The organism is Microbacterium sp. AC215, assembly GCF_979258645.1.
In genome coordinates this window covers 3,176,376-3,200,966 of the sequence record NZ_OZ409869.1, presented here as the reverse complement: position 1 = coordinate 3,200,966, position 24,591 = coordinate 3,176,376, and the positions used below count along the sequence as shown (strand labels likewise).

Here is a 24,591-nt window from a genome sequence, read left to right as displayed (position 1 = left end):
AGCCCTCATGTCTCAGCCCGACACCGCCCGCCTGCTGATCGCCTGCGATGATCAGCCCGGCATCGTCGCCGCCGTCGCCGGCGTGCTCTCCGTCCACGGCGCGAACATCATCTCGCTCGACCAGCACTCCACCGACTCCGAGGGCGGCCGGTTCTTCCAGCGCACGGTGATCCACCTCCCCGGGCTCTCTGCGGCGCGCACGGCTCTCGAAGCCGATCTGGCTCAGGTCGCCGAGCGGTTCGGCATGGAGTGGTCGCTGCACGACACCGCGCGGCGCAAGCGCGTCGCGATCTTCGTCTCGAAGTACGATCACTGCCTGATGGAGCTGCTGTGGCGCACGCAGCGAGGCCAGCTCGACATCGACGTCACGATGGTCGTCTCGAACCACCCCGACCTCGCCGAGTCCGTACGCTCGTTCGGGGTGCCGTTCGTGCACATCCCCTCAGGCGACAAGCAGACGATGGAACAGCGTCAGCTCGAGCTCCTGCGCGGCAACGTGGATCTGGTGGTCCTCGCCCGGTACATGCAGATCCTCACCGACGACTTCATCGAGGGTCTCGGTGCCCCGATCATCAACATCCACCATTCCTTCCTCCCCGCGTTCATCGGGGCGAACCCGTATGCGAGGGCGAAGGACCGCGGTGTGAAGCTGATCGGAGCCACCGCGCACTACGCGACGGCGGATCTCGATGAGGGACCGATCATCGAGCAGGACGTCACCCGTGTCACGCACTCGGAGTCGGCCGCCGATCTGCAGCAGCGCGGCGCCGACGTCGAACGCCTCGTTCTCGCCCGTGCCGTGCAGTGGCATGCCGAGGACCGTGTGATCGTCCACGGCCGGTCCACCGTCATCCTCTGAGGTGGCGCTCAGAGGGGTGCGACGCCTCTAGCCGATGACGTCGCTGGCAAGCCCCCGTACCTGGCCAGCTTCACAGCCCGGATCGACAACGACCCTCACCGGGCCTCCGGCACTCCCGCCAGCAGTTCGGCGAAGGCCTCGGCGGCGGTCGCATGACCGGCCAGTGCCGCGCCCTGACCCATCCAGAGCGACTGCAACTCGCCGAGGTTCTGTTCGCCCGCTGCCGCGCGGAATCGGCCGGTGAGCCAGTTCTGCATCGGGAACGGGGCGATCGTCCCGCTCGCCTCGATCGCCCGCACCGCACGGTTGCGGGTGCCGCGGGCGAGGCGTCCGCTCATCGCCTTCGTGAGAACGGTGCCGTCGGCGGCGGTGGAGCGGATGGCGTCGCGATGCGCCTGGTTCGCCGCCGACTCCACCGTCGCGAGGAAGGCCGTGCCGACCTGCACGGCTGACGCTCCGAGCGCGAACGCGGCGGCGACTCCGCGCCTGTCGGCGATGCCGCCGGCCGCGATGACCGGCACATCGACGGCATCCACGACCTGCGGCACGAGTGCGAAGGTCCCGACGAGCGATTCCTCGGCCGGACGGAGGAACGACACCCGATGGCCGCCGGCCTCGAAGCCGGTCGCGACGACGGCGTCGACCCCGGCGTCCGCGAGTGCGACGGCTTCGGCGACGGTCGTCGCGGTTGCCACGACACGGATGCCGCGGCGGTGCGCCTCGTCGACGACGGCCCCGGACGGAACCCCGAAGACGGTGCTCAGCACGGCCGGCGCCGCTTCGAAGATCGCGTCGAGCTGCTCTTCGAGGGGAGGCAGGTAGCGCTCGGGGCGGGCGGGCACCTCGAGTCCGACCGCGTCATAGAACGGCTGCAGCGCCTGCGCGAACACGGTGTGCTGCGGATTCGGCTCGACCTCGTCGCCGGTCGGCAGCCAGATGTTCACCGCGAAAGGACGCGAGGTCGCCTCCCGCAGAGACGCGATCGTCGCACCGATGCGGTCGGCGTCGTAGCCGTAGAGTCCATAGCCGCCGAGGCCGCCGGCCTCGCTGACCGCCGCCGTGAGCCCGACGGAGGAGAGCCCGCCGAACGGACCGAGGATGATGGGGTGTTCGATGCCGAGCAGTGCGCGCAGATCACTCATGCCTCGAGGCTATCTCCGCTCCCCTGCCCCGAGGCGGGCACGCGACCGATGCCGCACTCGGATGCCGGTGATAATCTCGGCGTGAGGGATCAGGGAGGCGCGCATGAGCGAATGGTTCGGGCAGATGCTCGGCTTCGTCGCGGCCGCGCTCGGAGTCATCGCGGTGCCGGATGCCGCGGCACTCGGTGTCGCGATCGCGCTGATCGCCCTGACGACCCTCACGATCGCCGTGGCGCTGAGCGTCGCACCGCCCTCTCCACGCAGCGCCCCGCACCCTTTGCGGGCGATCGACGTCTCGACCCTGCTCGCCCAGAGCGATCCTGACGCCGCCGGTCACCCGCGTCCTCGTGCGCCGGGAGTCGCCGTCTCCGCGTAGTCCGTCCTCGTACGGGACTGCGCGGCTTTCGCCGACCCTTCCCGACACACGAACGGACTTCCATGGACATCTTCGCCTTTCCACCCCTGACCTTCCTGCTCGACGCGGCGTACGGCGCCCTCGCCGGGCTCTCCGCACTGCTCGAACCGCTCGCCGGAGCATCCGCCGCGGCACTCGCCGTGGTGCTCGTCACGCTTCTCGTGCGCGCCCTGCTCATTCCCGTCGGCGTCTCGCAGGCGAAGGCCGAGCAGACCACAGCGCGCCTGGCTCCTCGGCTGCGCGAACTGCAGCGCCGGCACAAGAAGAATCCCGAGCGCCTGCAGAAGGAGATGCTCGAGCTCTACCGCTCCGAGAACACGTCTCCGTTCGCCGGGATGCTGCCGGTCCTCGCTCAGGCGCCGGTCGTCGGCATCCTGTACACGCTGTTCATCCGCCCCGACATCGCCGGGCACCCGAACGACCTGCTCACGCACGACCTGCTCGGTGCACCGCTCGGCACCAGTTTCGTCTCCGCCGTCTTCGGCGGCACGGCGACGCCGGAGACGCTGTGGGTCTTCGGTGCGCTGATCGCCGTGATGATCGTGGTGGCCGAGATCACACGACGGGTCTTCCGGCCGGCCGTGGTCGACGACGACTCGCCGCTGAACTCGCCGACGATGCTGCGTGTGACCAGCGCTCTGCACTATCTGACGGCCGTCTTCGCGATGTTCGTGCCGCTCGCCGCCGCGCTGTATCTCACCGTGACCGTGGTCTGGACGCTGGTGCAGCGGATGCTGCTGCGGCGCCGCTATCCGCTGCCCGTGCCTGCTGCGGTCAGCGCCTGACGGGTCGGCCGGTCATTCGGGCAGCGGGATCGGCGCGGTGAAGGGACCGGGCTCGTCGTCGCGGCGGGCGCCGTCGGGCGCGGTCCCGACCTCTCGGGCTGCGGCCGCATCGTCTCGACGGCGCTGACGTCGCACGCCGAGCGTCGTGCCGACGCTCGCTGCCACCACCAGGGCGATCGCGAGCATCCGCAGCGGAGTCGCCGACTGCCCGAGGATCAGCCACCCGGCGAGCGTCGCGAATGCGGGCTCGAGGCTCAGGAGCACGCCGAACACGCGTTGCGGCAGGCGACGCAGCGCGGCGAGCTCGAAGCTGTAGGGGATCACCGACGACAGCACGGCGGTGACCGCGGCGAGTAGCAGCAGCTGCATGTCGCCCGCGACGGTGACCGCGGCCGGCACACCGACCGGGATCAGCAGGATCGCGGCCACGACCAGGCCGACCGCGAGTCCGCTGCTGCCGGGGATGATGGCACCCACCCGGGCACTCATCCGGATGTACATGGCCCAGAAGCCGGCGGCGATCAGGATGAAGACGATCCCGAGCGGATCGAGGGGCTCGGCGCCGATCAGTCCGTCGACGCCGAGCAGCACCATCCCGAGCAGCGCGACCCCCACCCAGGCGGCATCGACGAAGCGCCTGGTCAGCACGGCGGCGAGGACGAGCGGCCCGAGGAACTCGATCGCGACGGCCGGGCCGAGCGGGATGCGGTCGATCGCCGCATAGAAGAAGCCGTTCATCGCGGCGAGCGAGACCCCGAACAGCACGGCGGCGAGCCATTGCGACTTCGTCCACCGGAACGGTCTCGGGCGCACGATGACGACCAGCAGCAGCGCCGCGATCGCCACGCGCAGCGAGGTCACACCCCACGGGCCGAGCACCGGGAAGAGCTGGGCCGCGACCGCGGCCCCGAACGGCAGAGACAGGCAGGAGCAGACCACGAGCACGACGCCCACGAGCGGACGGGACGGCGTGGACTGCTTCACCCAGCCAGCCTACGGCGCGCGCGGATGCCGACGAACCCGCCCTGTCAGAGGTGCTTGCCGCCGGTGACCGCGAGCACCGCGCCCGAGGTGTACGACGACTCCGCCGACGCGAGGTACACGTAGGCGCCGGCGAGCTCTGCCGGCTGTCCGGCCCGGCCGAGAGGCGTGTCGGATCCGAAGGTCTTCACCCGCTCGTCCGACCAGCCGGTGGCCGGGATCAGCGGCGTCCAGATGGGGCCGGGAGCGACGGCGTTCACGCGGATGCCGCGCTCTCCCGCCTCCTCGGCGAGCGCCTTGACGAACGCGACCTGCGCCGCCTTGGTCATCGCGTAGTCGATGAGGTTGGGCGACGGCTCGAAGGCCTGCACGGACGACGTGACGATGATGCTGGAGCCGGACTCCAGATGCGGGTACGCGGCCCTGGCCGAGTACAGCAGGCCGAAGAGGTTGGTCTCGAACACGCGGCGGAGGCGGTCGGTCTCGAGATTCTCGAAGCCGTCGATGTCGTGCTGGTACGCGGCGTTCAGCACCAGGATGTCGAGGCCGCCGAAGGCGCTTCGCGTCTCGGTCACCACCTCGGTGGCGAAGGCCTCGTCGCGGACGTCGCCGGCGAGGCTCAGCCCCTGGCGGCCTTCGGCGCGCACGAGGTCGATGGTCTCGTCGGCATCCGCCTGCTCCTCCGGCATGTGCACGATCGCCACGTCGGCTCCCTCGCGGGCGAAGGCGATCGCGACGGCTCGGCCGATTCCGGAATCCCCGCCGGTGATCAGGGCTCGACGCCCCTCAAGACGCCCGTGGCCCACGTACGACTCCTCGCCGTGGTCCGGAGCCGGGCGCATGTCGTCGGTCAGTCCCGGCTGGTTCTGCTGCTGACCGGGGAATTCCTCGTCGCGGTGCTGGCTGCGGGGGTCGGGGGTGCTGTCTGCCATGGTGTCTCCTCTTCCTCGCGACTCGCCATCATCGTGCGTGGCCTGAGTCGGGCGTTCAACGAGACTCGCGGCCCGTCGGCGCCCTCGGGAGGGGGTTGACAATCGACACCTCGATCGACGATCGGAGTGCGACAGGTGAATGGCTCGGGCCGCTCAGGCCCCGGGAGCGGCAGGCTCGTCGTCGGCCGGCGCGACGGGGCCGGACGTGTCCTGTGGCTCGGGAACGAGATACAGCCCGCTCGGCGCGTTCGCGGTGAAGGCGAGCGCCTCGATCCAGGCGCGGTTGATCGACGGCTGCCTGCTGCCGAAGTACTTGAAGACGAGCGAGCTGCCCGGCTGCACCCACACCGTCGTGCGGCCGCCGCCGACGCTCGCGTCTTCGCGCCAGCTGAACGGGAACGGCTCGGCGCGTCGCAGCTTGGCGGTCATCACGAGCTGCAGGTGGGTGAGGGCGCGATCCTCGATCTCGGTCTTCACGCTGCCCTCGTAGATGAACTTGCCCATTCGCCCTCTCCTCTGGTGTGCAGGTCTTCGTCATGCAGTTTATGGGACCGCAGGCCCTCGATGCGTCGGCCCGAGCGGGCTGTCCAGACGGGGTCGGAGCGGGCCGAAGTCAACCCCCTGCGTGCGGATCCCTTCGCCGATATCCTGGCAGGAACCGCGAGGAGACCCACCATGAACGCACGACACATCGACGACCGTTCCGATGAGGGCTACACCCCCACGACCACTCACGCCGAGTTCGGCGAGGGCAACCCGCGCCTGCGCGTCACGCGCGACGGCGAGCGCGCCGAGTTCGCCCTCGAGGTCGACGTGGTGCGCATCGGCTCCGCTGCCGACAACGAGCTGCGGCTCGACGGCGCCGATCCCGTGCACGCCACGATCACGCACGACGACCGTGACGAGTACGTCCTCGAACTCCACGGCGAGGGCGAGATGAACAGCAACCCCGACGCCACCGCCACCCACCCCGGCGATCGCACCCAGACGCTGCGCACCGGCGCACGCTTCACCGTCGGCGAGTGGGAGCTGGTCTACGCACGCGACGAGTTCGCCGACCACGGGCGCCCGTACGGCGGACGCCTCGGCGGCGAGTACTCCGACCAGCCGCTGCAGCCCCCGCGGCCCGACTACTCCGACGAGGCGACCATCGAGTCCGACGCCCCGACGCACGCGGACTCCGCTGAAGAGAAGTGACAGCAGAGCAGTCACCGCTGGACCGCGTCAGCGAGGTCGCCGCTGAGCGCGGACTGCGCATCTGCGTGGTGGAATCCCTGACCTCGGGACGTCTGGCGAGCACGATCGGCGCGGGGGCCGACGCCGGTTCGTGGTTCGCCGGCGGCATCGTGGCCTACCTCACCGATGTGAAGGAGAGCCTGCTCGGACTCACGCCCGGAACGGATCCGTGTTCCCCCGAGTGCGCCGAGCATCTCGCCGCGAGCGCACTGCGGCTGTTCGACGCCGACGTCTGCATCTCGACGACGGGGGTCGGCGGGCCCGATCCTGAAGGCGGGCACGAGCCCGGCACCGTCTACGTCGGATGGGCCACGGCCGACGGGGTCGGTCACCGCAGGCTGGCGCTCAGCGGCGATCCGCAGGAGGTCCTCGACGAGACGGTCGACACCGCCATGCGGCTGCTCGCTTTCCATGCCGAGGGCATCCGCCCTGCGGGACCGCGGCGCTCGGGACCGGGGTCTTCGGCATCCGCGGCTGCCGAAGACGACGCCGAAGACGACGCCGAGGAAGGTGGCGCGGCAGAGCCCACGGCCTGAGCCCTGGCTCTTCTGCGCTCGAGCCGTCTCCCGTCAGCGTCCGGGTACGACGCCGATGCGCAACGGCGCGCCGGGAGCGGATGCCGCGGTGATGGCCTCGTCGAGGTCGGCGAGCTGCCGCACTTCGCCGACCGCGTCCACGAACGGGTAGGCGCGTCCTCGTCCTGCGAGGAATGCGACAGCCTCGGCGAGCTCCGATCCCGTGTAGTTGTGCACGCCGGTGACGGTCACCAGCCGGCGAACGATGCTCTCGGCGTCGAGGGGCACCGGCTCGGCAGGGAAGACGCTCCCGACCAGCACGACCGTGCCCCCGGTGGCGACGCCGGCGAGCGCCTCGGCCACGGCATGCCCCGAGGCCTCGATCACGACGTCCGGGTCACGATCGATCGGACCGGCACCGAAGCGTGCGGCCAGAGCCAGCCGTTCGGGTGCGGGGTCGAGCACCTCGACCGTCGCGCCGTGCTCCACCGCGATCGCCGCGGCCGAGAGCCCGACGAGTCCGGCTCCGTGGATGCGGACGGTCGCGCCGTCGAGGTCGTGATCGCGCGCAGCCCGGGCGACGGCGGCCCAGGCGGTCGCGGTCGCGCACGATGCCGGAGCGAGCACCGCGGCCGGCAGGGACTCGGGCACCCGCACGATCGCCGTGCCCGCCCGCACCTGGACGTGCGAGCCGAACGCGCCGGTGAGGTCGCCGTGCACGCCGATGCGGTCATGACCGTACTTGCCGAGCGTGCGGCACTTCTGCGGCACACCCCGGGCGCATCTGTCGCAGGTGCCGCACGAGATCGTGACCGACCAGACGATCCGATCCCCGATGCGCACGGGGACGCCGTCGACCGTCGAGGCCCCGCCGTCGCCCAGGGCGATCACGCGTCCGACGCTCTCGTGTCCGAGCACCAGCGGCACCGGGGCGGACCGACGTCCGTGCACGGTGTGGACGTCGGACCCGCAGATCGTCGACATCTCGACGGCGACGAGCACGTCGTGCTCACCGAGCGCGACACCGGGAACGGCGATCATCTCGTGCGGGTGGCCCTCCCCGATCCACACCATCGCTGTGGCCGCGGGCCGCAGGGCCACGTCGCGACGGTGGCCGGGAGGACGGATCAGCAGAGTTCCCATGTCAGGGCCTCAGACCGTGGGCACGAGAGGGAGCAGCCCGCGCTCGGTGAGCGTGCCGCGAAGATGCGTCACGTCCTCGAGCACGACGTCGGCACCGGCGAGCTCGAGCGCGCGTGCGTCGTGGGCGCCCGTCAGGACGCCGGCGACGAGACCGGCGCCTGCGCGGCGGCCCGACTCGACGTCGCTGATCGTGTCTCCGGCGACAGCGACAGCGGCGACCGACGAGGTCTGCGTGCGGATCAGCGCCGTGAGCACGAGATCGGGTGCCGGACGCCCGCGCCCGGCGTCGACCGGAGAGAGGGCGAGGTCGATGAGCCCGCGCCAGCCCAGACCGTCGATCAGCGCATCGCGGGTGACCGGCGCGAATCCGGTCGTGAGCACGACCCTCAGACCGGCGTCCTTCAGCCCCTGGATCGCATCGGCCGCCCCGGGGATCTCGGTGACCCCCTGCTCGGCCACGATCTCGGCGTAGGCGCCTTCGAATGCGGCCGTCGCGCGCTCGGCGGCGGCACGGTCTCCTCCCGCGAGGTGCGTGAAGACCTCGATCTTGGACTGCCCCATGGTGGCGCGCACGTGCGCGAGCGCGTCGTCCCACGGCATCCGATCGGCGACTCCGGTGCGTTCGGCGGCGCGCTGGAACGCCGTCTCGACGACCCCGTCGTCGAGCACGGTCGTGCCGGCCATGTCGAGCACGATGAGTTCGAGCGCCGGCGCCGGAGCTGCGTCGAGCTGAGTGGTCATGGGGTTCCTTCCATTGCAGGTGTCCACCCGAAGGCGGCGGTGAGATTCTCGTCGGCGAGCCCCAGACCCGTGGTCATTCCGATGCCGGTGGTCGCGGCGAGCACCAGCACCCCCTCGTCGACCGTGTCGATGAGGAAGTCCTTCGACGCCTTCGCATACACGCCCTGCCAGCGCTCCAGCACCCGTGGGGCCGGCATCTCGAACAGCGCCTCCGCCTCGGCGAGGAACGCCGTGAACGCGGCCTCGGGTTGGAACGGCTCCGGCGCGGTCGATGTGGCGTGCGAGTCGCCGATGATGAGCGTGCCGTCCGGCAGCTGCGTGTACATCTGATTGAGATCGAGCGCGGCGAGGTCCGGACGATCCGAATGCAGGCGATCGCGGAGCGCGGCGGTGGCGGCACCGTCGGCGAAGCGTCCGTAGCGGACGAGCGACCACCCGGTCAGCAGCGGGGCGGAGAGCGGATGCCCGAGACTCACCGCTGCACGCATCATGTCGAGAGCGCACCGGACGACGCCTGACCGTTCCGCCACCTCCGGCAGCAGCTGGTCGATGTCATGATTCGCCGCGACGACGACCGCGCCCGTGGTGATCGCGCCTCTCGTCGTCTCGACGCGGCGTCCGGCGACGGAGGTCGCCGCCGTGCGGAAGCGGAAGTCGACGCCCAGTCCTGCGAGGTGCCGCACGATCGCCGCGGCGGCGGTGCGCGGATCGGTCTGCAGGTCGGTCTCGATGTGCGCTCCGCCGAGGAGTCCCCGGCGACGGAGCGGGGCGAGGCGCAGCAGCTCATCCGCATCGAGCATCCGGATGCCGCCATCGGCCGCCGCCTGCTCGAGCACGGCGATCTCGTCGGCGTGGCGGGCGGCGACCAGCGTCCCCGACTCGCGGATCCAGAACCCTGCATCCTGAGCGAGGCGCAGCCACAGGTCTCGGGACAGGTCCGCGTAGCGCCGGGCCTCCCCCGTCTGCGCGCCGATGCAGAGGTGGCCGAAGTTGCGGATCGTCGCGCCGACGGGAGCATCCGCTCTGTCGACGACGATGACGCTCAGACCCCGCCGCACCGCCGCGTAGGCGGCGCCGAGGCCGATGATCCCCGAGCCGACGACCACGAGGTCGGCGGAGTCGGTCGAGCCGGTGCGGCCGCTCATCGGAACACCTTGCGCATCCACATCGCGAGCCCTTCGACGACGAGCACGGTGACGAGGATCATCAGCACGATCGCCGTCACGGTCTCATAGCGCGAACCCTGGCTGGCGTTGAGCAGGTAGTACCCGACACCGCCTCCGCCGACGATGCCGAGGATGGTCGCGGCGCGGATGTTCGTGTCGAGCATGTAGAAGCTGTGCCCGATGAGCGCCTGCATGCCCTGCGGCACGGTCGCCGAGGCGTAGGTCTGCAGCCGGGTGGCGCCGACCGCCCGCAGGGCCCGTTCGGGCCCACGGTCGACCTCCTCGAGGGAATCGGCGATCAGCTTGCCGAGCAGACCGATGCCGCCGATGGCCAGCGCGATGACTCCCGCCTGGGCGCCGAGGCCGGTGATGACGACGAGCACGATCGCGAGGATCAGCTCGGGAATGCCGCGGATGCCGACGAGCAGGAAGCGCGCGATGCCCCGCGCTCCCGCTCCGGGTGCGACGTTGCTCGCGGCGAGGGAGCCGAGGATCAGCGACGGCAGCAGCGTGAGTACCGTCGCCGCGAGTGCGATCGCGACCGTGTCTCGCATGGCCGCGATCATCGCCGACGCCTCATAGCTGCCGAATGACGGCGGCCAGAACTTCGCCGCGACCTCGGGGAGCTTGGCCCAGAAGGTGAAGAAGTCCATCCAGTTGATCTGGCTGACGACGACGCTGCCGATGACGACGAGCACCGCCGTCCCGATGCCGGTCGTGTTGCGCACCCGCTCTGCGGTCCACGGTCGACGCACGGCGGTCTGCGGGCTGGCCGCCCACTCCGGGCGCTCCGTCGTCGCCGCGCCCGTCGCCCCGCGCAGTCGCGGGTGGATGATGCGGTCGATCCACGACCGCGTCTGCCGCTGCTGGCCGAGCATTGCCCCGCGCACCAGGCTCGACACGATCTCCATCACGACGCACAGGATGAAGATGACCAGGGCGATGCCGAGGCCCTTGCCGTAGTTCAGCGACTTGAAGGCGTAGGACATCTCGAGTCCGAGGCCGGCCACGCCCACGTAGCCGAGCACGACGCTGCCGCGCAGGTTGATGTCGTTGCGGTGCAGCACCGTCGCGACCCAGCTCGGCAGCACCTGGGGAAGGATTCCTGAGGCGAACTCCTGCATCTTCGATCCCCCCGCGGCGCGGATCGCGAGCCGGGGGCCCTCGTCGATCTGCTCGATCGCGTCGGCGAACATCTTCGAGATCATCCCGATCGAATGGATGCCGATGGCGAGGATGCCGGGCAGGGTGCCGAGCGAGAACATGAGAACGAACGCCATCGCGAGCACGACATCCGGCAGCGCTCGGGTGAGCACTCCCACGAACCGCGCGGCGGCACGCCATCCGTTGCCGGGGGTCGTGTTGGAGGCTGCGAGGTAGGCGATCGGCACCGACAGGGCGGCGGCGAGCAACGTGCCGACGAGCACGAGCCCGACGGTGAGGGCGATCAGCCAGGCGAGGTCGGCCGGTTCAGGGAACGAGAGGCCGCCGACTCGGGCCATGAAGTTCTCGGCGTTGCCCCAGCTCTGCACCATCGCCGGGATCGAGATGCCGACCTCGTCGACGGCGAGGATGCCGAGCACCAGGAGCGCCAGCAGCGTCAGCCCGGCGGCGATGCGCTCGGCGGAGATCGGGCGGCGAGGAGCTCGATCGGCGACACTTGTGCGTGCGGGGGTCGCGTGCGCCCGCGGCGGGTCCGAGAGGACGGTCATGAGGCCCGCGCCTTGTCGAGCTGGGCGACGTCGACCGTGATCTCGGTGAGTTCGTCCTGCACGGCGCGGATCTCTGCGGTGGTCGTGGCGACGCGGCCGTAGATCTCCATGACCTCGGCCTTGGTCAGGTCGCCGGTCGGGGTGTCGAGCACGATCTCGCCGTGGCGCAGCCCCACGATGCGGTCGGCCCACGAGATCGCGAGGTCGACCTGGTGCAGGCTGCAGACGACCGTGAGCCCCTCGTCGGCGGCGATCTCACGGATCAGCGCCATCACCTGGTCGCTGGACTCCGGGTCGAGGGATGCGACGGGCTCGTCGGCGAGCAGGATGTCGGGCTTCTGCATCAGGGCGCGGGCGATCGCCACACGCTGCTGCTGGCCGCCGGAGAGGGTGTCGCTGCGCTGATAGGCCCGGTCGAGCAGCCCGACGCGATCGAGGTGCTCGAGGGCGCGCAGCTTCGCCGCCTTCGAGTAGCCCCAGAGGCCGAGCCGCGGGCCGCGGACCTCCGACAGAGATCCGGTGAGCACGTTCTCGAGCACCGTCAGCGAGGGCACGAGCTCGAACTGCTGGAAGATGAATCCCACCCGGCTGCGGAGGGCGCGCAGCGCCTTGCCCTTGAGCGTCGGGACCTTCGCGCCGAGCACCTCGATCTCGCCCGAGGTCGGCACCTCGAGACCGTCGAGGTGGCGCAGCAGCGTCGACTTGCCCGAGCCGGAGAGCCCGAGCAGCACGACGATCTCGCCGCGTGAGACCTGCAGCGATGCGTTCTTCAGCGCGGTGGTCGAGCCGAAGGTCTTCGTCACACCGTCCAGGCGGATGAGGGCATCGGTTGCCGTGTTCATGTCAGTTCTCCAGGGTCGTGGCGTCGAGCGTGGTTCTTGCGGGTGAGCGCCCCGCGCTCCGCTGCCCCGGGGTGGGAGCACACTGCGGAACGGGGGCGCTCGGCTGACGCTGCGGTCAGCGATCGGGCGTCAGCCCTGGCACTGCTCCGCTTCGGTCTCCTTGCAGATGTCGCGGATCAGGTCGTAGTACGCGTCGTCGACGGGCTTGGTGGCGTAGAACACGCTGCGGAACGCATCAGTGTCCGCGCCCTCGATGCCGGCGGCGATGATGTCGTCGATCGTGATCTCGGAGAGTCCGTCGATGAGCTCCTGCGCGACGTCGTCCGGCAGAGTCGACGAGTAGACGAGCGGCGCTCCGGGGACCATGGTCTCGTCGATGACCTTGACGGCATCCGACTTCTCGACCTCGGAGTCCTCGGCGAATCCGACCTCGCACTCGACGCCTTCGCCGACCTTCTGCACGCTCACGTCATGCTTACCCGCGAAGACGGGCGTGATGTCGGTCTTGGGGTCGATGCCCGCCTCGAGCAGGTTGTAGGAGGGGAAGAGGTATCCCGACGTCGACGAGGGATCGACGAAGCAGACCTTCTTGCCGGCGAAGTCCTCGATGCTCGAGATGTCGCTGTCGGCAGGCACGATGGCCTGGGAGTAGTACCCGGGCTCCTGGCCCTCCTCGGTCACGATCGAGGAGATCGGGGTGAGCTTCGCGCCGTTGTTCGTCGCGGTGACGTAGGTGAAACCCGAGAACGAGGCGACATCGACCTTGCCGGCGACGGCGGCCTCGATGAGCGCCGCGTAGTCGGTGGACTCGTGGTACTCCACCGTCTTGCCGGTGATCTCCGCGATGTAGTCCATGAGCGGCTGGTAGTTCGTCTCGGTGTCGACCGAGTCGGGCACGACGCCGAAGACGAGCGTGTTCTCGTCGACGGCGAATCCACCGGCGGCCGATGATGCGTCGGCACCGGACGCGCCGGTGGCCTCTGCGGAGCCGGAGCAGGCGGCGAGGCCGAGCGCGAGGATCGCGGCGCCGGCGAGTACGGGGAGAGCGCGGAGCTTCATGAGGACCTTTCAGAGTGGGAGGGGTGATCCACGAGCCACTCTGACAGGACAACAGCCAAGATATGTACCTAACTTGGAAGAGTTCAAGGTCCGTTCACCCGCTCTTTCCTCGGATGAACGTCGAGGGAACGCGCAACCGTTCGGCATCGATAGCGAAGTAGTATGCCTATGTGGCCGAAGCTGTATACACCCAGATCGCAGACGACCTCCGCGCGCAGATCGCGGCGGGCACCCTGCGCCCCGGCGACGACGTGCCGACCGAGGCGGAGCTCGCCGAACGGTGGCGCACCTCGCGGGGTCCGATCAGGAACGCTCTCGCCGCCCTGCGCGGAGAGGGCCTGATCGAGACGGGGCGGGGACGCCCCGCGCGGGTCGTGTCGCGCAAGGCCAGCCAGGCGGTCGATGTGTCGGTGCCGTTCACTCGCTGGGCCCGCGATCTCGGGGTGACTCCGGGCGCGCAGACGCAGGAGTTGAGCCTTCGCAGGGCCGGTGACCGCGCAGAACTGCTCGGAGTGTCGCCCGACGACACGATCGTCAGCGTCGTGCGACTGCGCCTGCTCGACGGCCGGCCGACGATGCTCGAGCGGCTCTTCTACACCGAGGCAGTAGGACGACGACTGCTCGACGTCGACACGGACGAGATCTCGATCACGGAGTACCTCGGGTCGGTGGGACACCCGATCGTCGGGCTCGAGCACCAGATCGACGCCGTCGCCGCCGACGAGCAGGATGCCGCCCTGCTGCGCGTGCCGCAGGGAACGCCGATCCTTCGACTCAGCCGTATCTCCCGTGATGCGGGCGGGCGCATCTTCGAGGCATCCGAAGATCGCTACCTCAGCGAGGTGGTGCGGTTCACGGTCGCGGCGTCGGGGATCTCGACGGACGGGCACTACATGCGTGCGGTGGGCGGCTGACAGCCGGCCAGTCGATCGGCATCGATTCCTCGAGGTGACTCGTCGGAAGAAGCCGATCGCGAGCGCGATGGGGATCAGATTCCAAAGACCGCGCTCGCGATCACAGCGCTGGGGATGCGCTATTTCTGGGGTATACCCAATGTAAGCGCCCGGCTACACCATGGAACACGGTCTATAGTCGAGATCTACCCTGGACTTTCGTCTAGGTTTCACGTCGAAAACCCCGGAATTCCGCGGATCTTGCTCCCAGCGTACCGGAATACCGGTACGCAATCCCCTGCCATTTTCAAGCCGGGATGCTGGGATGCCGGAGGCGTCAGACGATCGGCAGCAACGCCGAGACGACCCAGCGGCCGTCGACTTCACCGGCGCTGAATTCGCCGCTGGCACCGAGAACTCGTTCGGCCATGCGGCCGATGCCCGTGCGGCTCGAGGAGAGCTCGCGACGCGGCGTGATGGAGAGCGGACTGCTCACCGCCATCTTCGCGGCGTCGTCGTCGATGTCGAATCGGATCTCGACTTCGCCCGCGCCGGCGTACTTGAGGACGTTGGTGGCGGACTCTCGCATGATGCGCGCGAGGATGATCTCGGCGGCCCGCGGGACGCGCTCATCGGAGGGGTCGCCGATGACGGCCACGGCATGGCCGGCGGCTTCGAACTCCTGCGCGGCCTCCTCGACGGAGGCCACCAGATCACCGGAGGGCATTCCCTCGGAGCGGGGTCCGTCGTCTGCGAGGTCGATCACGAAGCGGAGGTCGGTCATCGCCTTACGTGCGGCGATGCGAATCGCCTCCTGCGAATCTCTGCTCGTGCGATCGTCGTCGAGCATCTGCACGTGCAGCGCCACCACGGTGAGGTGGTGCGCGATGCTGTCGTGCAGCTCGCCGGCGATCCAGCGCCGCTCAGCGAGTACTGCCTGGCGTTCCTGCTCGGCCTTCTCGGCCAGTTGCATCTCGAGCGTCCGCCCTCGAGCGAATGCCAGGCGAAGCGCATAGCCGACGGCTCCGGATACTGCGGCGCCGACCAGGAAGATGCCGATGTTGAACGCATCCGTCGAATCGCCCATGGCGACCAACGCGGATGCGACGAGGAAGACTCCGACATAGGACAGGACCAGTGAGGTCCACCCCAGGCGCACGATCAAGCCGGCCGCGAAAGCGGCGACGGTCAGCACCTGGGCTTCGATGCCGGGGATGAAGGATAGGGCGAACACGACGCCGAGGGCGTATGTCGCGATGAGTGGCGACCAGAGGAAGAGGCCGAGGACTGCAGTGGATGCGATCCCGATTGCCGCTGTCAGAGGTTCCAGCCCCGGAGGGAGGAACAGTCCGACGATGTCGAAGATGACGATGGTCCCGACGACCGCCAAAACGGCGATGCGTTCTATCGTGCTGAGCTTCTCGCCCCTGCCGAGTCGGGTGACGTCAGAGCGGTCACCCGTCGAAAGACTTGAAGCCATACTTCAGTATCTCCTTTTCGCCATATATATTAGCGGTAGAAGCCGAAGAAGTGACCAACCTGGTTCCAGAAAGACATATACGTTCACCTCCTTTATTGCACTTTTGACTAGCGATGTACTCATCTTCTCGGTGATCTGCGAGCGGCACATCTGTCTCACGGCTACACCTCGATAGCCAAAGGTCTAATACCTCGCGCCGCAGGTAGACCCCGGTTAGGCTTCCTCCATGTCCCAAATCCGCGTCGTGATCGTCGATGACGATCCCCTGGTGCGCTCAGCGCTCTCTCACTTCGTCTCCCGCGACCCGGAGATCACGGTGATCGCCGAGGCGGAGTCCGGGCTCGAGGGCATCGAGGTCGTGGAACGCGAGCGTCCCGACGTCGTGATGATGGACGTGCAGATGCCGGAGATGAACGGCATCGAGGCGACGGCGGTGATCAGCGAACGCTGGCCTGAGATCAAGATCCTCGCGGTCACCACGCTGGACGGCAGCGATACCGTGCTTCCGATGCTCAGCGCAGGTGCGTCGGGCTATCTGCTGAAGGACTCGAGCGCGGCGAGCATTCTCGAAGGTGTGCGAGAGGTGTACAGCGGAGCGAGCTCGCTGTCGCCGCGAATCGCGTCGCTGCTGATCAAGCACGTGCGGGATACGGAGCCCGTCGGCGGCGACGACACCCTGGAGGCGCTCACGGATCGCGAGCAGGAGGTGCTGCAGCGACTCGCGCAGGGGATGTCCAACGCCGAGATCGCGCGCACACTGATCGTGTCGGAGGGAACCGTGAAGGCCCACCTCGGCCGCATCATGTCGAAGTGGCACGTGCGCGATCGCGTGCAGATCCTCGTCACGGCAGCGCACGCCGGGCTGGTCGACTTCCGCTGAGGCGGGACCCCTGACCGGCGAGACCGCTGACCGGCGAGATCGCTGACCGGCGAGACCCCTGACCGGCGGGACCCCTGACCGGCGGGATCGCTGACCGGCGGGACCGCTGACCGGCGAGACCGCTGACCGGCGGGATCATTGGAGTGAGACTGCTGAGGCGAGCCGTTGAGCCGGGCACTGTGAGTCCGGCTCGCTGAGTCTGGCCGGCTGTTCGGGATCAGCAGCACTTGCCGTAAGGATGCCGCCGCGTATCACCCGGTTCGAACGAGGCGCCTTCGGTCACGGTCCGCGGGGAGGCTGTGTTGTGGGGTGCGCCAGTGTTGGTCGGGGTCCCACCAGTTCGGTCCACGGACTTCGGGGAGCCCGTGGTTCATGCGGATCTCCCACTGCGAGGTGCCCAAGGATCGGTGGTGCCACCAGCACAAAGGCACACCATTGTCGGTGTGGGTCGGCCCACCGCGGGCGTGTTCGGTGACGTGATGGATCTCGCACCAGGATGCGGGCACGTGACACCCGGGGATAAGGCATTCCTTGTCGCGGGCGATGATCGCCCGGCGTTGATGCACGGTGAACACCCGGTCGGTGGTGCTGATCCCGATGATGCGCCCCTCGTCCAGGAGCACCCGTTGGATCGCCCCCGCACATGCGGTCTGCGCCGCGACGGACACAGGCACATGCGCACCGGATCCAGGGATCGTCGCCCACCCGCCGTTGCCCGCACCACCACCCGCGCCGGCGATGCCCGCACCGAGAGCAGAACCTTCCGCATGGTGGGCGAGGTCTGTCGCGTCGACGGTGACGACGAGCACCGGGGATGCACCACCGAGCGTGGGCATGTCCTTGTGACGGGCGGCTATCGCGAGAGCGGCGGCGAGGGCATCGTGGCGTTTCTGCGATGACGTGCGATCATCGAGCGCGCTGCGCTCATCCACATTGAACGGATCAACCCCCGGGTCAGCACCGGTGTCTGTGTCTGTGTCTGTGTCTGTGTCTGTGTGACCGGGGTCACCGCTGGGGGTGAAGAACACTCCCGGCATGGGCGGGCCGTCACCCTTCGGGTTCAGCATCGCGTCCAGGATCAGCTGCAACTGGGCCGCGGCATCCGGAGTCAGATACCCCCGGATCGCATGCATCCCGTCCGTGAGACGACCGATCGTGATCCCGCGCTTGCGCCGCGCGTCCTCATCCTTCGGCTCCTCCCCGTCCGGGTCGAACATCGAGGCGAGATCCTCCGCAAGAGCTTTCAGGTCCTGCACCGTCGGCGCCGGACCAGAATCCGCGCCCCCGCCGATCCCGTGCCCGCGGGCGCACCCCGCCAACGCCACATCCGCCGCCAACCGCTGATCCACGCTCAACCGGTCCCACACCCGCTCGATCGGGCCCGTCGCCGCCAGAAACCCCGTGACACCCACCACACCATCCAACAAGGCCACGCGCATCTCCGACCACCGCGCCGGCATCCGCTCCCCCGCCAGACTCACCGGCCGGCGCACCAGATCGACGACCCTGTCGACCCGGGACGCACCCCGCACATCCACGCCGACCATCCGCTGCACCAGCTCGTTCACCCCGCGACACCCTGCCGCATGCGGAAACCCCGCAGGATCCCCGGTCGCCACGCTCTCCACGATCACCGCCTCGGCCCGCCGGAACACGGCCCCCACCGCCTGCAGCACCGCGACACGCTCCGCATCGCTCAACCCCGCCAACGCGTCATCACACAGCACCGCATCAAGGTCAGTGACGACCCGACCCAGACGCTCCACGATGCTGTTCATACCCTCGAGTCAACACGGGGCCACCGACATTCGACCCCCGAAACCAGTCCGATTTATCCCAGATCACAGCACGTATTCCAATCTCCCGGAATGCCGCACAACGCAGGCACAAGAGGAGCGGAGAGACCAGTCAACGAGGGCAGAAGAGACAAGAGGAGCGAGAAACGAGGAACGAGGAACGAGACACGAGGAACGAGGAACGAGGAACGAGACACGAGACACGAGAAACGAGGAACGAGACACGAGGAACGAGGAACGAGGAACGAGGAACGAGGAACAAGGACCCAGACACGAGGAACGAGACCCCAGACCGAGCACCCGTCACGGGGCACCCGATCAGCGCCGGAGCGGCTCGGCCTTCATGAAGACGTCGACCGCGTCTTCGCTCTCGAGCTCGAAGCCGTGCCTCTCGTACAGCCGTCGCGCCGGACTGCCCTGCAGCACATTGAGGCGGAACGGCCGGTCATCGCCCGCATGACGCGTCTCCAAGGCGTCCGCCAGCACCGCGGAGCCGAGGCCGCGGCCCTGCTGAGCGGGATCGAGGTAGAAGTGCTCGATCCACACCGCGTCGCTCTCGGGCCTCACCGCGATGAGCCCCACGTCCTGCCCGGCAACCACGATCACTCGCGTGTTCTGCGGGACGAACCCATCGAGGAACCGCTGCCGCACACGCACCGGGTCGAAGCGTCCGAGACGCTCCAGATCGGCACGCATGACGATCGCTCGCAGCTCCGACATCCAGTGCGCATCCGACGGACTGCTCTCTCGAAGACTCCACCCGGCGCACACAGCATCCATACAATCACGCAGGCCACGCACCCGGAGCGACCACGACCACGACCACGACCCCAGAACCACCGCTGCAGACCCACCGCTACAGCGCGAGCAGCACGATTCCGCCCGCGACGACCGCGGACGCGGCGAGACGCCATCCGGGCCTGCTCTCCTTCAGGGCGAAGACACCGAACAGGCTGACCAGCACGACGCTGACCTCGCGCAGCGGCGCGACCAGTGCGACCGGAGCGATCTGGATGGCCGTGAGCACCAGGATGTACGAGAGCGGCGACAGGATGCTGAAAGCCACGATGCGCTTCCACTGCGTGCGGCCGAGCGCGCGAACGGCCGCCCATCGGCCTCGGACGCCGAGCGAGTAGAACGGGATCTCGAGCAGCATCGTCCCCACCATGAAGGCGACGGGCGAGAGGTTCCACGTGCGCACGGCGTTGGCGTCCCAGATCGTGTAGACCGCGATCGCGACGCCGGTGAGCAGACCGAACACGAGCCCGGGATCCAGGCGACGCGACCGGTCGGCACGTCCTCGGTCGACGAGACCGATCGCGACGACTCCGAGGATGATCGCCGCGACGCCGGTGAGCGCGAGGGCCGACGGGCGCTCCCCGAGCACCAGCACGGCGACGATCACAGAGAGGAACGGCCCGGTTCCCCGAGCCGTCGCGTAGACGGTCGAGAGGTTGCCTTCGCGATATCCGCGTTGCAGCACCGCCATGTAGGCGACGTGCAGCACACCGGAGACTCCGACGCCGAGCAGGAACGCCAGAACGTCGTCGGTGCCGAGCCCGCCGGTGAACGGCACGACCCCGATCCAGACGGCGGTTCCTCCGACGGCCCCCCACCAGAGGAACGGCGTCCCTGCGCGGCTCACGCCGTGGGCGATGATGTTCCAGGCGGCGTGCGTGACGGCTGCGGCGATGACGAGAGCGAAGGCGAGAGCGGACATCAGAGACCCTTCCGTTCTTCGCGGGCGCGACGAACAGGGTCCTCCGGGCTTTTGTCCTGTCAGATGACGGCGCTCCTGCGGAGGAGCACCGTGGCGCCGCTCGGACCAGACGGGACGAACCCCGGAACCCTAGGCGCTATCGAGATCGACCGTACCGGCCGATGGTGACGAGAAGGTGAACGACCGCCATCCGACCGTCGCGGAGATCGCGCATCGAGTCGCCGATTACGATCGAAGGACCGCCCCTCCAGGAAGGTCGCTCATGCCCGTCACCCCGGACGCTCTCGCCCACGCCGAGGATCTCGCCGACTTCGTCGCCGCCTCGCCCTCGAGCTATCACGCCGCCGCCGAGGTGGCCAGGCGCCTCGAGGATGCCGGTTTCACGCGGCTCGAAGAGGATCAGGCCTGGGATGTCGCCCCCGGCGGACGCTATGTCGTCGTACGAGACGGTGCCGCGATCGCGTGGACGGTTCCGGGGGACGCCACCGCGACCACGCCCGCTCACATCCTGGGTGCTCACACCGACTCCCCCGGCTTCAAGCTCAAGCCGCAGCCGACGACCGGTTCGAGGGGCTGGCTGCAGGCGGCCGTCGAGGTGTACGGCGGTCCGCTGCTGAGCTCGTGGCTCGACCGCGAGCTGCGTCTCGCCGGACGGCTGGCTCTCGCCGACGGACGCGTGGTGCTCGCCGACACGGGAGCGCTGCTGCGGCTTCCCCAGCTCGCGATCCACCTCGACCGCGAGGCGAACACGGGCCTCGCGCTCGACAAGCAGTTCCAGACGCAGCCGGTCTGGGGCCTCGGCGACCCGACCCAGGAGGACATCCTGGCCGAGCTCGCCGGTTCGGCCGGCGTCTCGGCATCCGACATCCGCGGTTACGACGTCGTGATCGCCGACACAGCGCGCGGCGCGATCTTCGGCAAGGACCGCGCGTTCTTCGCTTCCGGCCGACTCGACGACCTCGCCTCGGTGCACGCCGGCGTCGTCGCGCTCGAGAAGATCGATACGGCCGTCAGCGGACCGATCGCGATCCTCGCGGCGTTCGACCATGAGGAACTGGGCTCCAACTCCCGCTCCGGCGCGGGCGGCCCCCTGCTCGAAGACATCCTCGGCCGCGTCTACGACGCGCTCGGCGCCGACGCCTCCGAGCGTCGACGCGCGTTCTCCGCGTCGTGGTGCCTGTCGAGCGACGTGGGCCACTCGGTGCACCCGAACTACGTGCACAAGCACGACCCCGTCGTGCAGCCGGTGCTCGGCTCGGGACCGATCCTCAAGCTCAACGCCAACCAGCGCTATGCGACGGATGCCGTCGGCTCCGCCGCCTGGCGCGGCTGGTGCGAGACCGCCGACGTGGTCACGCAGGAGTTCGTGTCGAACAACAACGTGCCGTGCGGCTCGACGATCGGCCCGATCACGGCCACGCGTCTCGGCATCCGCACGGTCGACGTCGGCATCCCGATCCTGTCGATGCACTCGGCGCGCGAGCTCGCCGGCGTCTCGGACCTGCACGACCTCACCCGCGTCGCCGGAGCTTTCTTCGCCGGCTGAGCCCTGCCGACGCCCTCACGGGCCCTGCGCAGTGCCAGGATGATGGCATGACGGACATCAAGCCTGCTCTCATCGAGCGCGCGGGCATCGAGATCATCCCCGAATCCGAGCGCACCGCGAAGCCGAGCGACCTCTTCTGGCCGTGGTTCGCGGCGAACGTCTCGGTGTTCGGCATGTCGTACGGCTCGTTCGTGCTGGGCTTCGGCATCTCGTTCTGGCAGGCGACCCTCGTGTCGATCATCGGCATCGTCGTGTCGTTCCTGCTGTGCGGACTGATCGCGATCGCCGGCAAGCGCGGTTCGGCGCCCACCATGGTGCTGTCCCGTGCGGCGTTCGGCGTGCAGGGGCAGAAGGTTCCGGGCATCGTCTCGTGGCTGACGTCGATCGGCTGGGAGACGTTCCTCGCGATCATGGCCGTGCTCGCCACGGCCACCGTCATCACGCAGCTCGGAGGTGACGGCGACAGCATCGCGCTGAAGATCACCGCCACCGTGATCGTCGCCGCGCTCATCGTCGCGGCATCCGTGCTCGGCTATCACACGATCATGAAGCTGCAGTCGGTGCTCACCTGGGTCACCGGCATCGTGACGGTGCTCTACATCGTCCTCGCCGCTCCGAGCATCGACATGGCGGCCGTCCTCGCGCGTCCGGACGGCGGGATCGGACAGGTCACCGGCGCTCTCGTCATGGTCATGACCGGCTTCGGCCTCGGCTGGATCAACATCGCCGCCGACTGGTCGCGATACCAGAAGCGCACGGCATCCGACGGAGCGATCGTCCTGTGGAACACGATCGGCGGCTCGGTGGCTCCCGTGATCCTCGTCATCTTCGGTCTGCTGCTCGCCGGATCCGACGACGAGCTCAGCGCGGCGATCGCCGCCGACCCGATCGGCGCGCTCGCGACGATCCTGCCCATCTGGGTGCTCGTTCCGTTCCTGCTCACCGCCGTGCTGGCGCTCGTCTCCGGCGCGGTGCTCGGCATCTACTCCTCGGGCCTCACGCTGCTGAGCCTCGGCATCCGCATCCCCCGCCCGTCCGCGGCGGCGATCGATGGCGTGATCCTCACGATCGGCACGATCTACGTGGTGTTCTTCGCGACCGACTTCCTCGGTCCGTTCCAGAGCTTCCTCATCACGCTGGGCGTGCCGCTGGCGTCATGGGCCGGCATCCTGATCGCCGACATCCTGCGCCGCAAGAAGGACTACGACGACGAGGCGCTCTTCGACAGCCGCGGCCGCTACGGCGCGTGGGACTGGATCTCGATCGGCACGATGGTGATCGCGAGCGTGATCGGCTGGGGCTTCGTGCTCAACGGATTCGCGGATGCGGCGCCGTGGAACAACTGGCAGGGCTACCTCCTCGGCCTCGTCGGGGGTGTCGACGGCGACTGGGCCTATGCCAACCTCGGGGTCTTCTTCGCCCTCGTGCTGTCGTTCGTCGTGACCTGGTTCGCCCGGGCCGGAAAGATCCGCGCGCAGGAGGCTTCGGCGTGAGCGACGGTCCCTGGCTGATCGTGATCGACCCTCAGCAGATCTTCGCGTTGCCCGGATCTGCGTGGGGATCGCCGTTCTTCGCCGACACGATGCCGCGCATCCGCGAGCTGGCCACGGCTTTCGGCGACCGCGTGATCGTCACGCGCTGGATGCCGACGGCAGACCGCTCGACCTCCTGGGGCGCCTACTTCGCCGCGTGGCCGTTCGCCGACCAGCCGCCGACGGATCCGCTGTTCGACCTCGTCCCCGACGCGGCCGGGCTGTCGCCGCATCCGACTCTCGACCTGCCGACCTTCGGCAAGTGGGGCACAGAGATCGAGGCGGTCGTCGGCCGAGGGGCGCACGTCGTGCTGGCGGGTGTCGCGACCGACTGCTGCGTCATCTCGACCGCACTGGCCGCAGCGGATGCCGGAGCGCACGTCACCGTGGTCGGCGATGCCTGCGCGGGATCGACGGCGGAGAATCATGCGGCCGCGATGCAGGTGATGGGTCTCTACCCGCCGCAGATCACGATCAGCGACACCGCCTCCGTGTTGTCGGGGCTCTAGCTCCCCGCGCGCACCGCGGCCGCGATGTCGGCGGGCGACCCCCGCCACGGAGCTCCGTGCCCGGGCAGCACCCATGATGCCGACACGGCGGCCAGCCTGTCGAGAGACGCGATGGCCTCGGTCGGCTCATCCGTGAATGGCGCGGGCTGAGGACCGACCTGCCCCGTCAGCACATGGCGCGTGGTGAGGGCGTCGCCGACGAACACCGCGTCCGCTGCGGGAATGTGCACCGCGATGCTGCCCGGCGAGTGTCCCGGCATCCCGATGATGACCGGAGATCCCGGCAGGTCGAGGACCTCGCCGTCGGCGACCGTCATGACGTCGGTGACATGGCGCGCGCGCAGCCCGTTCTTGCGCACGCCATAGGCGAGGAAGCCGAGCAGTGGACCGACGCGAGCGGGTCCCATCGGGGTCTTCGGCTTCTCACCCGTGCGCACGCGGTGCGCGTCGGCGCTATGGATGAAGATCGGCACGTCTGCTTCGCTGCGCAGCCGCTCGGCGAACCCGATGTGGTCGCTGTCGCCGTGGGTCAGGACGAGACCCCGGATGTCGGAGAGCGGGCGCCCCAGTTCTGCGAGGGTGCGCTGCAGATCGTTCCAGTGGCCGGGCAGCCCGGCGTCGACGAGCGTGATCCCCTCGGGCAGATCGATGAGGTATGACGCGACGATGTCGTTGCCGAGTCGATGCAGGTGCGGTGCGAGCTTCAT

At 69.0% G+C, this 24,591-nt stretch carries 25 protein-coding genes; 10 read left to right on the top strand and 15 right to left on the bottom strand.

The features are described 5' to 3' along the window. The first annotated feature begins 7 nt into the window (after window positions 1-7). The gene (gene purU / locus ACZZZF_RS15540; RefSeq protein ID WP_056279633.1) at window positions 8-859 is read left to right on the top strand and encodes a formyltetrahydrofolate deformylase; all 852 of its coding nucleotides are present in this window, start codon (window positions 8-10) and stop codon (window positions 857-859) included. 95 nt (window positions 860-954) lie between these two features. Here the strand turns inward: purU and ACZZZF_RS15535 are convergent, their stop codons facing one another. Beyond that, window positions 955-2,001, bottom strand: coding sequence for an NAD(P)H-dependent flavin oxidoreductase (locus tag ACZZZF_RS15535; RefSeq protein ID WP_463499440.1), 1,047 nt, complete (start codon window positions 1,999-2,001; stop codon window positions 955-957). Between the two features lie 103 nt (window positions 2,002-2,104). Between ACZZZF_RS15535 and ACZZZF_RS15530 the strand changes: the two genes are divergently transcribed. Both ACZZZF_RS15530 and ACZZZF_RS15525 read left to right on the top strand, forming a co-directional pair. Beyond that, window positions 2,105-2,377 (top strand): DUF6412 domain-containing protein, encoded by a 273-nt coding sequence (locus ACZZZF_RS15530; RefSeq protein ID WP_053097575.1) that lies wholly within the window; start codon window positions 2,105-2,107, stop codon window positions 2,375-2,377. 62 nt (window positions 2,378-2,439) lie between these two features. After that, window positions 2,440-3,201, top strand: coding sequence for a YidC/Oxa1 family membrane protein insertase (locus ACZZZF_RS15525; protein ID WP_463499438.1), 762 nt, complete (start codon window positions 2,440-2,442; stop codon window positions 3,199-3,201). Window positions 3,202-3,213: 12 nt separating this feature from the next. On the opposite strand, the gene ACZZZF_RS15520 is transcribed toward ACZZZF_RS15525, so the two are convergent. From ACZZZF_RS15520 to ACZZZF_RS15510, 3 genes are all read right to left on the bottom strand, one after another. Further along, complete coding sequence (locus ACZZZF_RS15520; RefSeq protein ID WP_463499436.1) at window positions 3,214-4,185, bottom strand: EamA family transporter; 972 nt, start codon at window positions 4,183-4,185, stop codon at window positions 3,214-3,216. A 44-nt stretch (window positions 4,186-4,229) separates the two neighbouring features. Continuing rightward, the gene (locus ACZZZF_RS15515) at window positions 4,230-5,114 is read right to left on the bottom strand and encodes an SDR family oxidoreductase (RefSeq protein WP_187250281.1); all 885 of its coding nucleotides are present in this window, start codon (window positions 5,112-5,114) and stop codon (window positions 4,230-4,232) included. A 153-nt stretch (window positions 5,115-5,267) separates the two neighbouring features. Next, window positions 5,268-5,618 carry a DUF7882 family protein gene (locus ACZZZF_RS15510; protein WP_053097579.1) on the bottom strand — a complete coding sequence of 117 codons (351 nt, stop codon included), beginning with the start codon at window positions 5,616-5,618 and terminating at the stop codon, window positions 5,268-5,270. 171 nt (window positions 5,619-5,789) lie between these two features. Between ACZZZF_RS15510 and ACZZZF_RS15505 the strand changes: the two genes are divergently transcribed. Both ACZZZF_RS15505 and ACZZZF_RS15500 read left to right on the top strand, forming a co-directional pair. Next, a complete protein-coding gene (locus ACZZZF_RS15505) occupies window positions 5,790-6,311 on the top strand; it encodes an FHA domain-containing protein (protein WP_053097580.1) in 522 nt (173 codons plus the stop codon). Further along, window positions 6,308-6,886, top strand: coding sequence for a CinA family protein (locus tag ACZZZF_RS15500; RefSeq protein ID WP_053097581.1), 579 nt, complete (start codon window positions 6,308-6,310; stop codon window positions 6,884-6,886). The genes ACZZZF_RS15505 and ACZZZF_RS15500 overlap by 4 nt, the downstream gene beginning before the upstream one ends. Before the next feature lie 33 nt (window positions 6,887-6,919). On the opposite strand, the gene ACZZZF_RS15495 is transcribed toward ACZZZF_RS15500, so the two are convergent. From ACZZZF_RS15495 to ACZZZF_RS15470, 6 genes are all read right to left on the bottom strand, one after another. Further along, window positions 6,920-8,008 carry an alcohol dehydrogenase catalytic domain-containing protein gene (locus tag ACZZZF_RS15495; protein ID WP_363521050.1) on the bottom strand — a complete coding sequence of 363 codons (1,089 nt, stop codon included), beginning with the start codon at window positions 8,006-8,008 and terminating at the stop codon, window positions 6,920-6,922. 9 nt (window positions 8,009-8,017) lie between these two features. Then, entirely contained in the window at window positions 8,018-8,749 is a 732-nt protein-coding gene (locus tag ACZZZF_RS15490) for an HAD family hydrolase (protein ID WP_056279623.1), read from the bottom strand. Continuing rightward, on the bottom strand, window positions 8,746-9,894 hold the full coding sequence (locus ACZZZF_RS15485) for a TIGR03364 family FAD-dependent oxidoreductase (RefSeq protein ID WP_463499434.1): 1,149 nt from the start codon (window positions 9,892-9,894) through the stop codon (window positions 8,746-8,748). The genes ACZZZF_RS15490 and ACZZZF_RS15485 overlap by 4 nt, the downstream gene beginning before the upstream one ends. Beyond that, entirely contained in the window at window positions 9,891-11,627 is a 1,737-nt protein-coding gene (locus ACZZZF_RS15480; RefSeq protein WP_463499431.1) for a PhnE/PtxC family ABC transporter permease, read from the bottom strand. Before ACZZZF_RS15480 ends, ACZZZF_RS15485 begins: the two co-directional genes overlap by 4 nt. Beyond that, a complete protein-coding gene (phnC, locus tag ACZZZF_RS15475) occupies window positions 11,624-12,469 on the bottom strand; it encodes a phosphonate ABC transporter ATP-binding protein (RefSeq protein ID WP_053097586.1) in 846 nt (281 codons plus the stop codon). The genes ACZZZF_RS15480 and phnC overlap by 4 nt, the downstream gene beginning before the upstream one ends. Before the next feature lie 129 nt (window positions 12,470-12,598). Beyond that, a complete protein-coding gene (locus tag ACZZZF_RS15470; RefSeq protein ID WP_053097587.1) occupies window positions 12,599-13,528 on the bottom strand; it encodes a phosphate/phosphite/phosphonate ABC transporter substrate-binding protein in 930 nt (309 codons plus the stop codon). A gap of 170 nt (window positions 13,529-13,698) precedes the next feature. Here ACZZZF_RS15470 and ACZZZF_RS15465 point away from each other — a divergent pair, with 170 nt between their 5' ends. Continuing rightward, on the top strand, window positions 13,699-14,442 hold the full coding sequence (locus ACZZZF_RS15465) for a GntR family transcriptional regulator (RefSeq protein WP_400341658.1): 744 nt from the start codon (window positions 13,699-13,701) through the stop codon (window positions 14,440-14,442). Window positions 14,443-14,758: 316 nt separating this feature from the next. On the opposite strand, the gene ACZZZF_RS15460 is transcribed toward ACZZZF_RS15465, so the two are convergent. After that, window positions 14,759-15,901 (bottom strand): sensor histidine kinase, encoded by a 1,143-nt coding sequence (locus tag ACZZZF_RS15460; RefSeq protein WP_187250275.1) that lies wholly within the window; start codon window positions 15,899-15,901, stop codon window positions 14,759-14,761. Window positions 15,902-16,127: 226 nt separating this feature from the next. Between ACZZZF_RS15460 and ACZZZF_RS15455 the strand changes: the two genes are divergently transcribed. After that, window positions 16,128-16,781 carry a response regulator gene (locus ACZZZF_RS15455; protein ID WP_222839407.1) on the top strand — a complete coding sequence of 218 codons (654 nt, stop codon included), beginning with the start codon at window positions 16,128-16,130 and terminating at the stop codon, window positions 16,779-16,781. A 251-nt stretch (window positions 16,782-17,032) separates the two neighbouring features. Here the strand turns inward: ACZZZF_RS15455 and ACZZZF_RS15450 are convergent, their stop codons facing one another. The 3 genes from ACZZZF_RS15450 to ACZZZF_RS15440 all read right to left on the bottom strand — a co-directional run bounded on the left by ACZZZF_RS15450 (window position 17,033) and on the right by ACZZZF_RS15440 (window position 20,297). Beyond that, complete coding sequence (locus ACZZZF_RS15450) at window positions 17,033-18,559, bottom strand: HNH endonuclease signature motif containing protein (RefSeq protein ID WP_463499429.1); 1,527 nt, start codon at window positions 18,557-18,559, stop codon at window positions 17,033-17,035. Window positions 18,560-18,895: 336 nt separating this feature from the next. After that, entirely contained in the window at window positions 18,896-19,297 is a 402-nt protein-coding gene (locus ACZZZF_RS15445) for a GNAT family N-acetyltransferase (RefSeq protein WP_261987849.1), read from the bottom strand. Between the two features lie 136 nt (window positions 19,298-19,433). Next, complete coding sequence (locus tag ACZZZF_RS15440; RefSeq protein ID WP_187250272.1) at window positions 19,434-20,297, bottom strand: EamA family transporter; 864 nt, start codon at window positions 20,295-20,297, stop codon at window positions 19,434-19,436. A gap of 262 nt (window positions 20,298-20,559) precedes the next feature. Between ACZZZF_RS15440 and ACZZZF_RS15435 the strand changes: the two genes are divergently transcribed. Genes ACZZZF_RS15435 through ACZZZF_RS15425 form a run of 3 tightly spaced genes read left to right on the top strand, consistent with a single transcriptional unit; the run spans window position 20,560 to window position 23,884 of the window. After that, window positions 20,560-21,843: a M18 family aminopeptidase gene (locus ACZZZF_RS15435; RefSeq protein ID WP_463499426.1), complete on the top strand. Its 1,284-nt coding sequence runs from the start codon at window positions 20,560-20,562 to the stop codon at window positions 21,841-21,843. A 47-nt stretch (window positions 21,844-21,890) separates the two neighbouring features. Continuing rightward, window positions 21,891-23,336: a purine-cytosine permease family protein gene (locus tag ACZZZF_RS15430; protein WP_056279607.1), complete on the top strand. Its 1,446-nt coding sequence runs from the start codon at window positions 21,891-21,893 to the stop codon at window positions 23,334-23,336. Beyond that, a complete protein-coding gene (locus tag ACZZZF_RS15425) occupies window positions 23,333-23,884 on the top strand; it encodes a cysteine hydrolase family protein (RefSeq protein ID WP_463499424.1) in 552 nt (183 codons plus the stop codon). Before ACZZZF_RS15430 ends, ACZZZF_RS15425 begins: the two co-directional genes overlap by 4 nt. Here ACZZZF_RS15425 and ACZZZF_RS15420 read toward each other — a convergent pair. Beyond that, a complete protein-coding gene (locus ACZZZF_RS15420; RefSeq protein ID WP_463499421.1) occupies window positions 23,881-24,591 on the bottom strand; it encodes an MBL fold metallo-hydrolase in 711 nt (236 codons plus the stop codon). The genes ACZZZF_RS15425 and ACZZZF_RS15420 overlap by 4 nt on opposite strands.

Excerpts from the sequence above, each read along its gene's own strand:
- purU (WP_056279633.1), top strand. The coding sequence starts at position 8 with ATGTCTCAGCCCGACACCGCCCGCCTGCTGATCGCCTGCGATGATCAG.
- ACZZZF_RS15535 (WP_463499440.1), bottom strand. The coding sequence starts at position 2,001 with ATGAGTGATCTGCGCGCACTGCTCGGCATCGAACACCCCATCATCCTC.
- ACZZZF_RS15530 (WP_053097575.1), top strand. The coding sequence starts at position 2,105 with ATGAGCGAATGGTTCGGGCAGATGCTCGGCTTCGTCGCGGCCGCGCTC.
- ACZZZF_RS15525 (WP_463499438.1), top strand. The coding sequence starts at position 2,440 with ATGGACATCTTCGCCTTTCCACCCCTGACCTTCCTGCTCGACGCGGCG.
- ACZZZF_RS15515 (WP_187250281.1), bottom strand. The coding sequence starts at position 5,114 with ATGGCAGACAGCACCCCCGACCCCCGCAGCCAGCACCGCGACGAGGAA.
- ACZZZF_RS15510 (WP_053097579.1), bottom strand. The coding sequence starts at position 5,618 with ATGGGCAAGTTCATCTACGAGGGCAGCGTGAAGACCGAGATCGAGGAT.
- ACZZZF_RS15505 (WP_053097580.1), top strand. The coding sequence starts at position 5,790 with ATGAACGCACGACACATCGACGACCGTTCCGATGAGGGCTACACCCCC.
- ACZZZF_RS15495 (WP_363521050.1), bottom strand. The coding sequence starts at position 8,008 with ATGGGAACTCTGCTGATCCGTCCTCCCGGCCACCGTCGCGACGTGGCC.
- ACZZZF_RS15490 (WP_056279623.1), bottom strand. The coding sequence starts at position 8,749 with ATGACCACTCAGCTCGACGCAGCTCCGGCGCCGGCGCTCGAACTCATC.
- ACZZZF_RS15485 (WP_463499434.1), bottom strand. The coding sequence starts at position 9,894 with ATGAGCGGCCGCACCGGCTCGACCGACTCCGCCGACCTCGTGGTCGTC.
- ACZZZF_RS15480 (WP_463499431.1), bottom strand. The coding sequence starts at position 11,627 with ATGACCGTCCTCTCGGACCCGCCGCGGGCGCACGCGACCCCCGCACGC.
- phnC (WP_053097586.1), bottom strand. The coding sequence starts at position 12,469 with ATGAACACGGCAACCGATGCCCTCATCCGCCTGGACGGTGTGACGAAG.
- ACZZZF_RS15470 (WP_053097587.1), bottom strand. The coding sequence starts at position 13,528 with ATGAAGCTCCGCGCTCTCCCCGTACTCGCCGGCGCCGCGATCCTCGCG.
- ACZZZF_RS15460 (WP_187250275.1), bottom strand. The coding sequence starts at position 15,901 with ATGGCTTCAAGTCTTTCGACGGGTGACCGCTCTGACGTCACCCGACTC.
- ACZZZF_RS15455 (WP_222839407.1), top strand. The coding sequence starts at position 16,128 with ATGTCCCAAATCCGCGTCGTGATCGTCGATGACGATCCCCTGGTGCGC.
- ACZZZF_RS15450 (WP_463499429.1), bottom strand. The coding sequence starts at position 18,559 with ATGAACAGCATCGTGGAGCGTCTGGGTCGGGTCGTCACTGACCTTGAT.
- ACZZZF_RS15445 (WP_261987849.1), bottom strand. The coding sequence starts at position 19,297 with ATGTCGGAGCTGCGAGCGATCGTCATGCGTGCCGATCTGGAGCGTCTC.
- ACZZZF_RS15440 (WP_187250272.1), bottom strand. The coding sequence starts at position 20,297 with ATGTCCGCTCTCGCCTTCGCTCTCGTCATCGCCGCAGCCGTCACGCAC.
- ACZZZF_RS15435 (WP_463499426.1), top strand. The coding sequence starts at position 20,560 with ATGCCCGTCACCCCGGACGCTCTCGCCCACGCCGAGGATCTCGCCGAC.
- ACZZZF_RS15430 (WP_056279607.1), top strand. The coding sequence starts at position 21,891 with ATGACGGACATCAAGCCTGCTCTCATCGAGCGCGCGGGCATCGAGATC.
- ACZZZF_RS15420 (WP_463499421.1), bottom strand. The coding sequence starts at position 24,591 with ATGAAGCTCGCACCGCACCTGCATCGACTCGGCAACGACATCGTCGCG.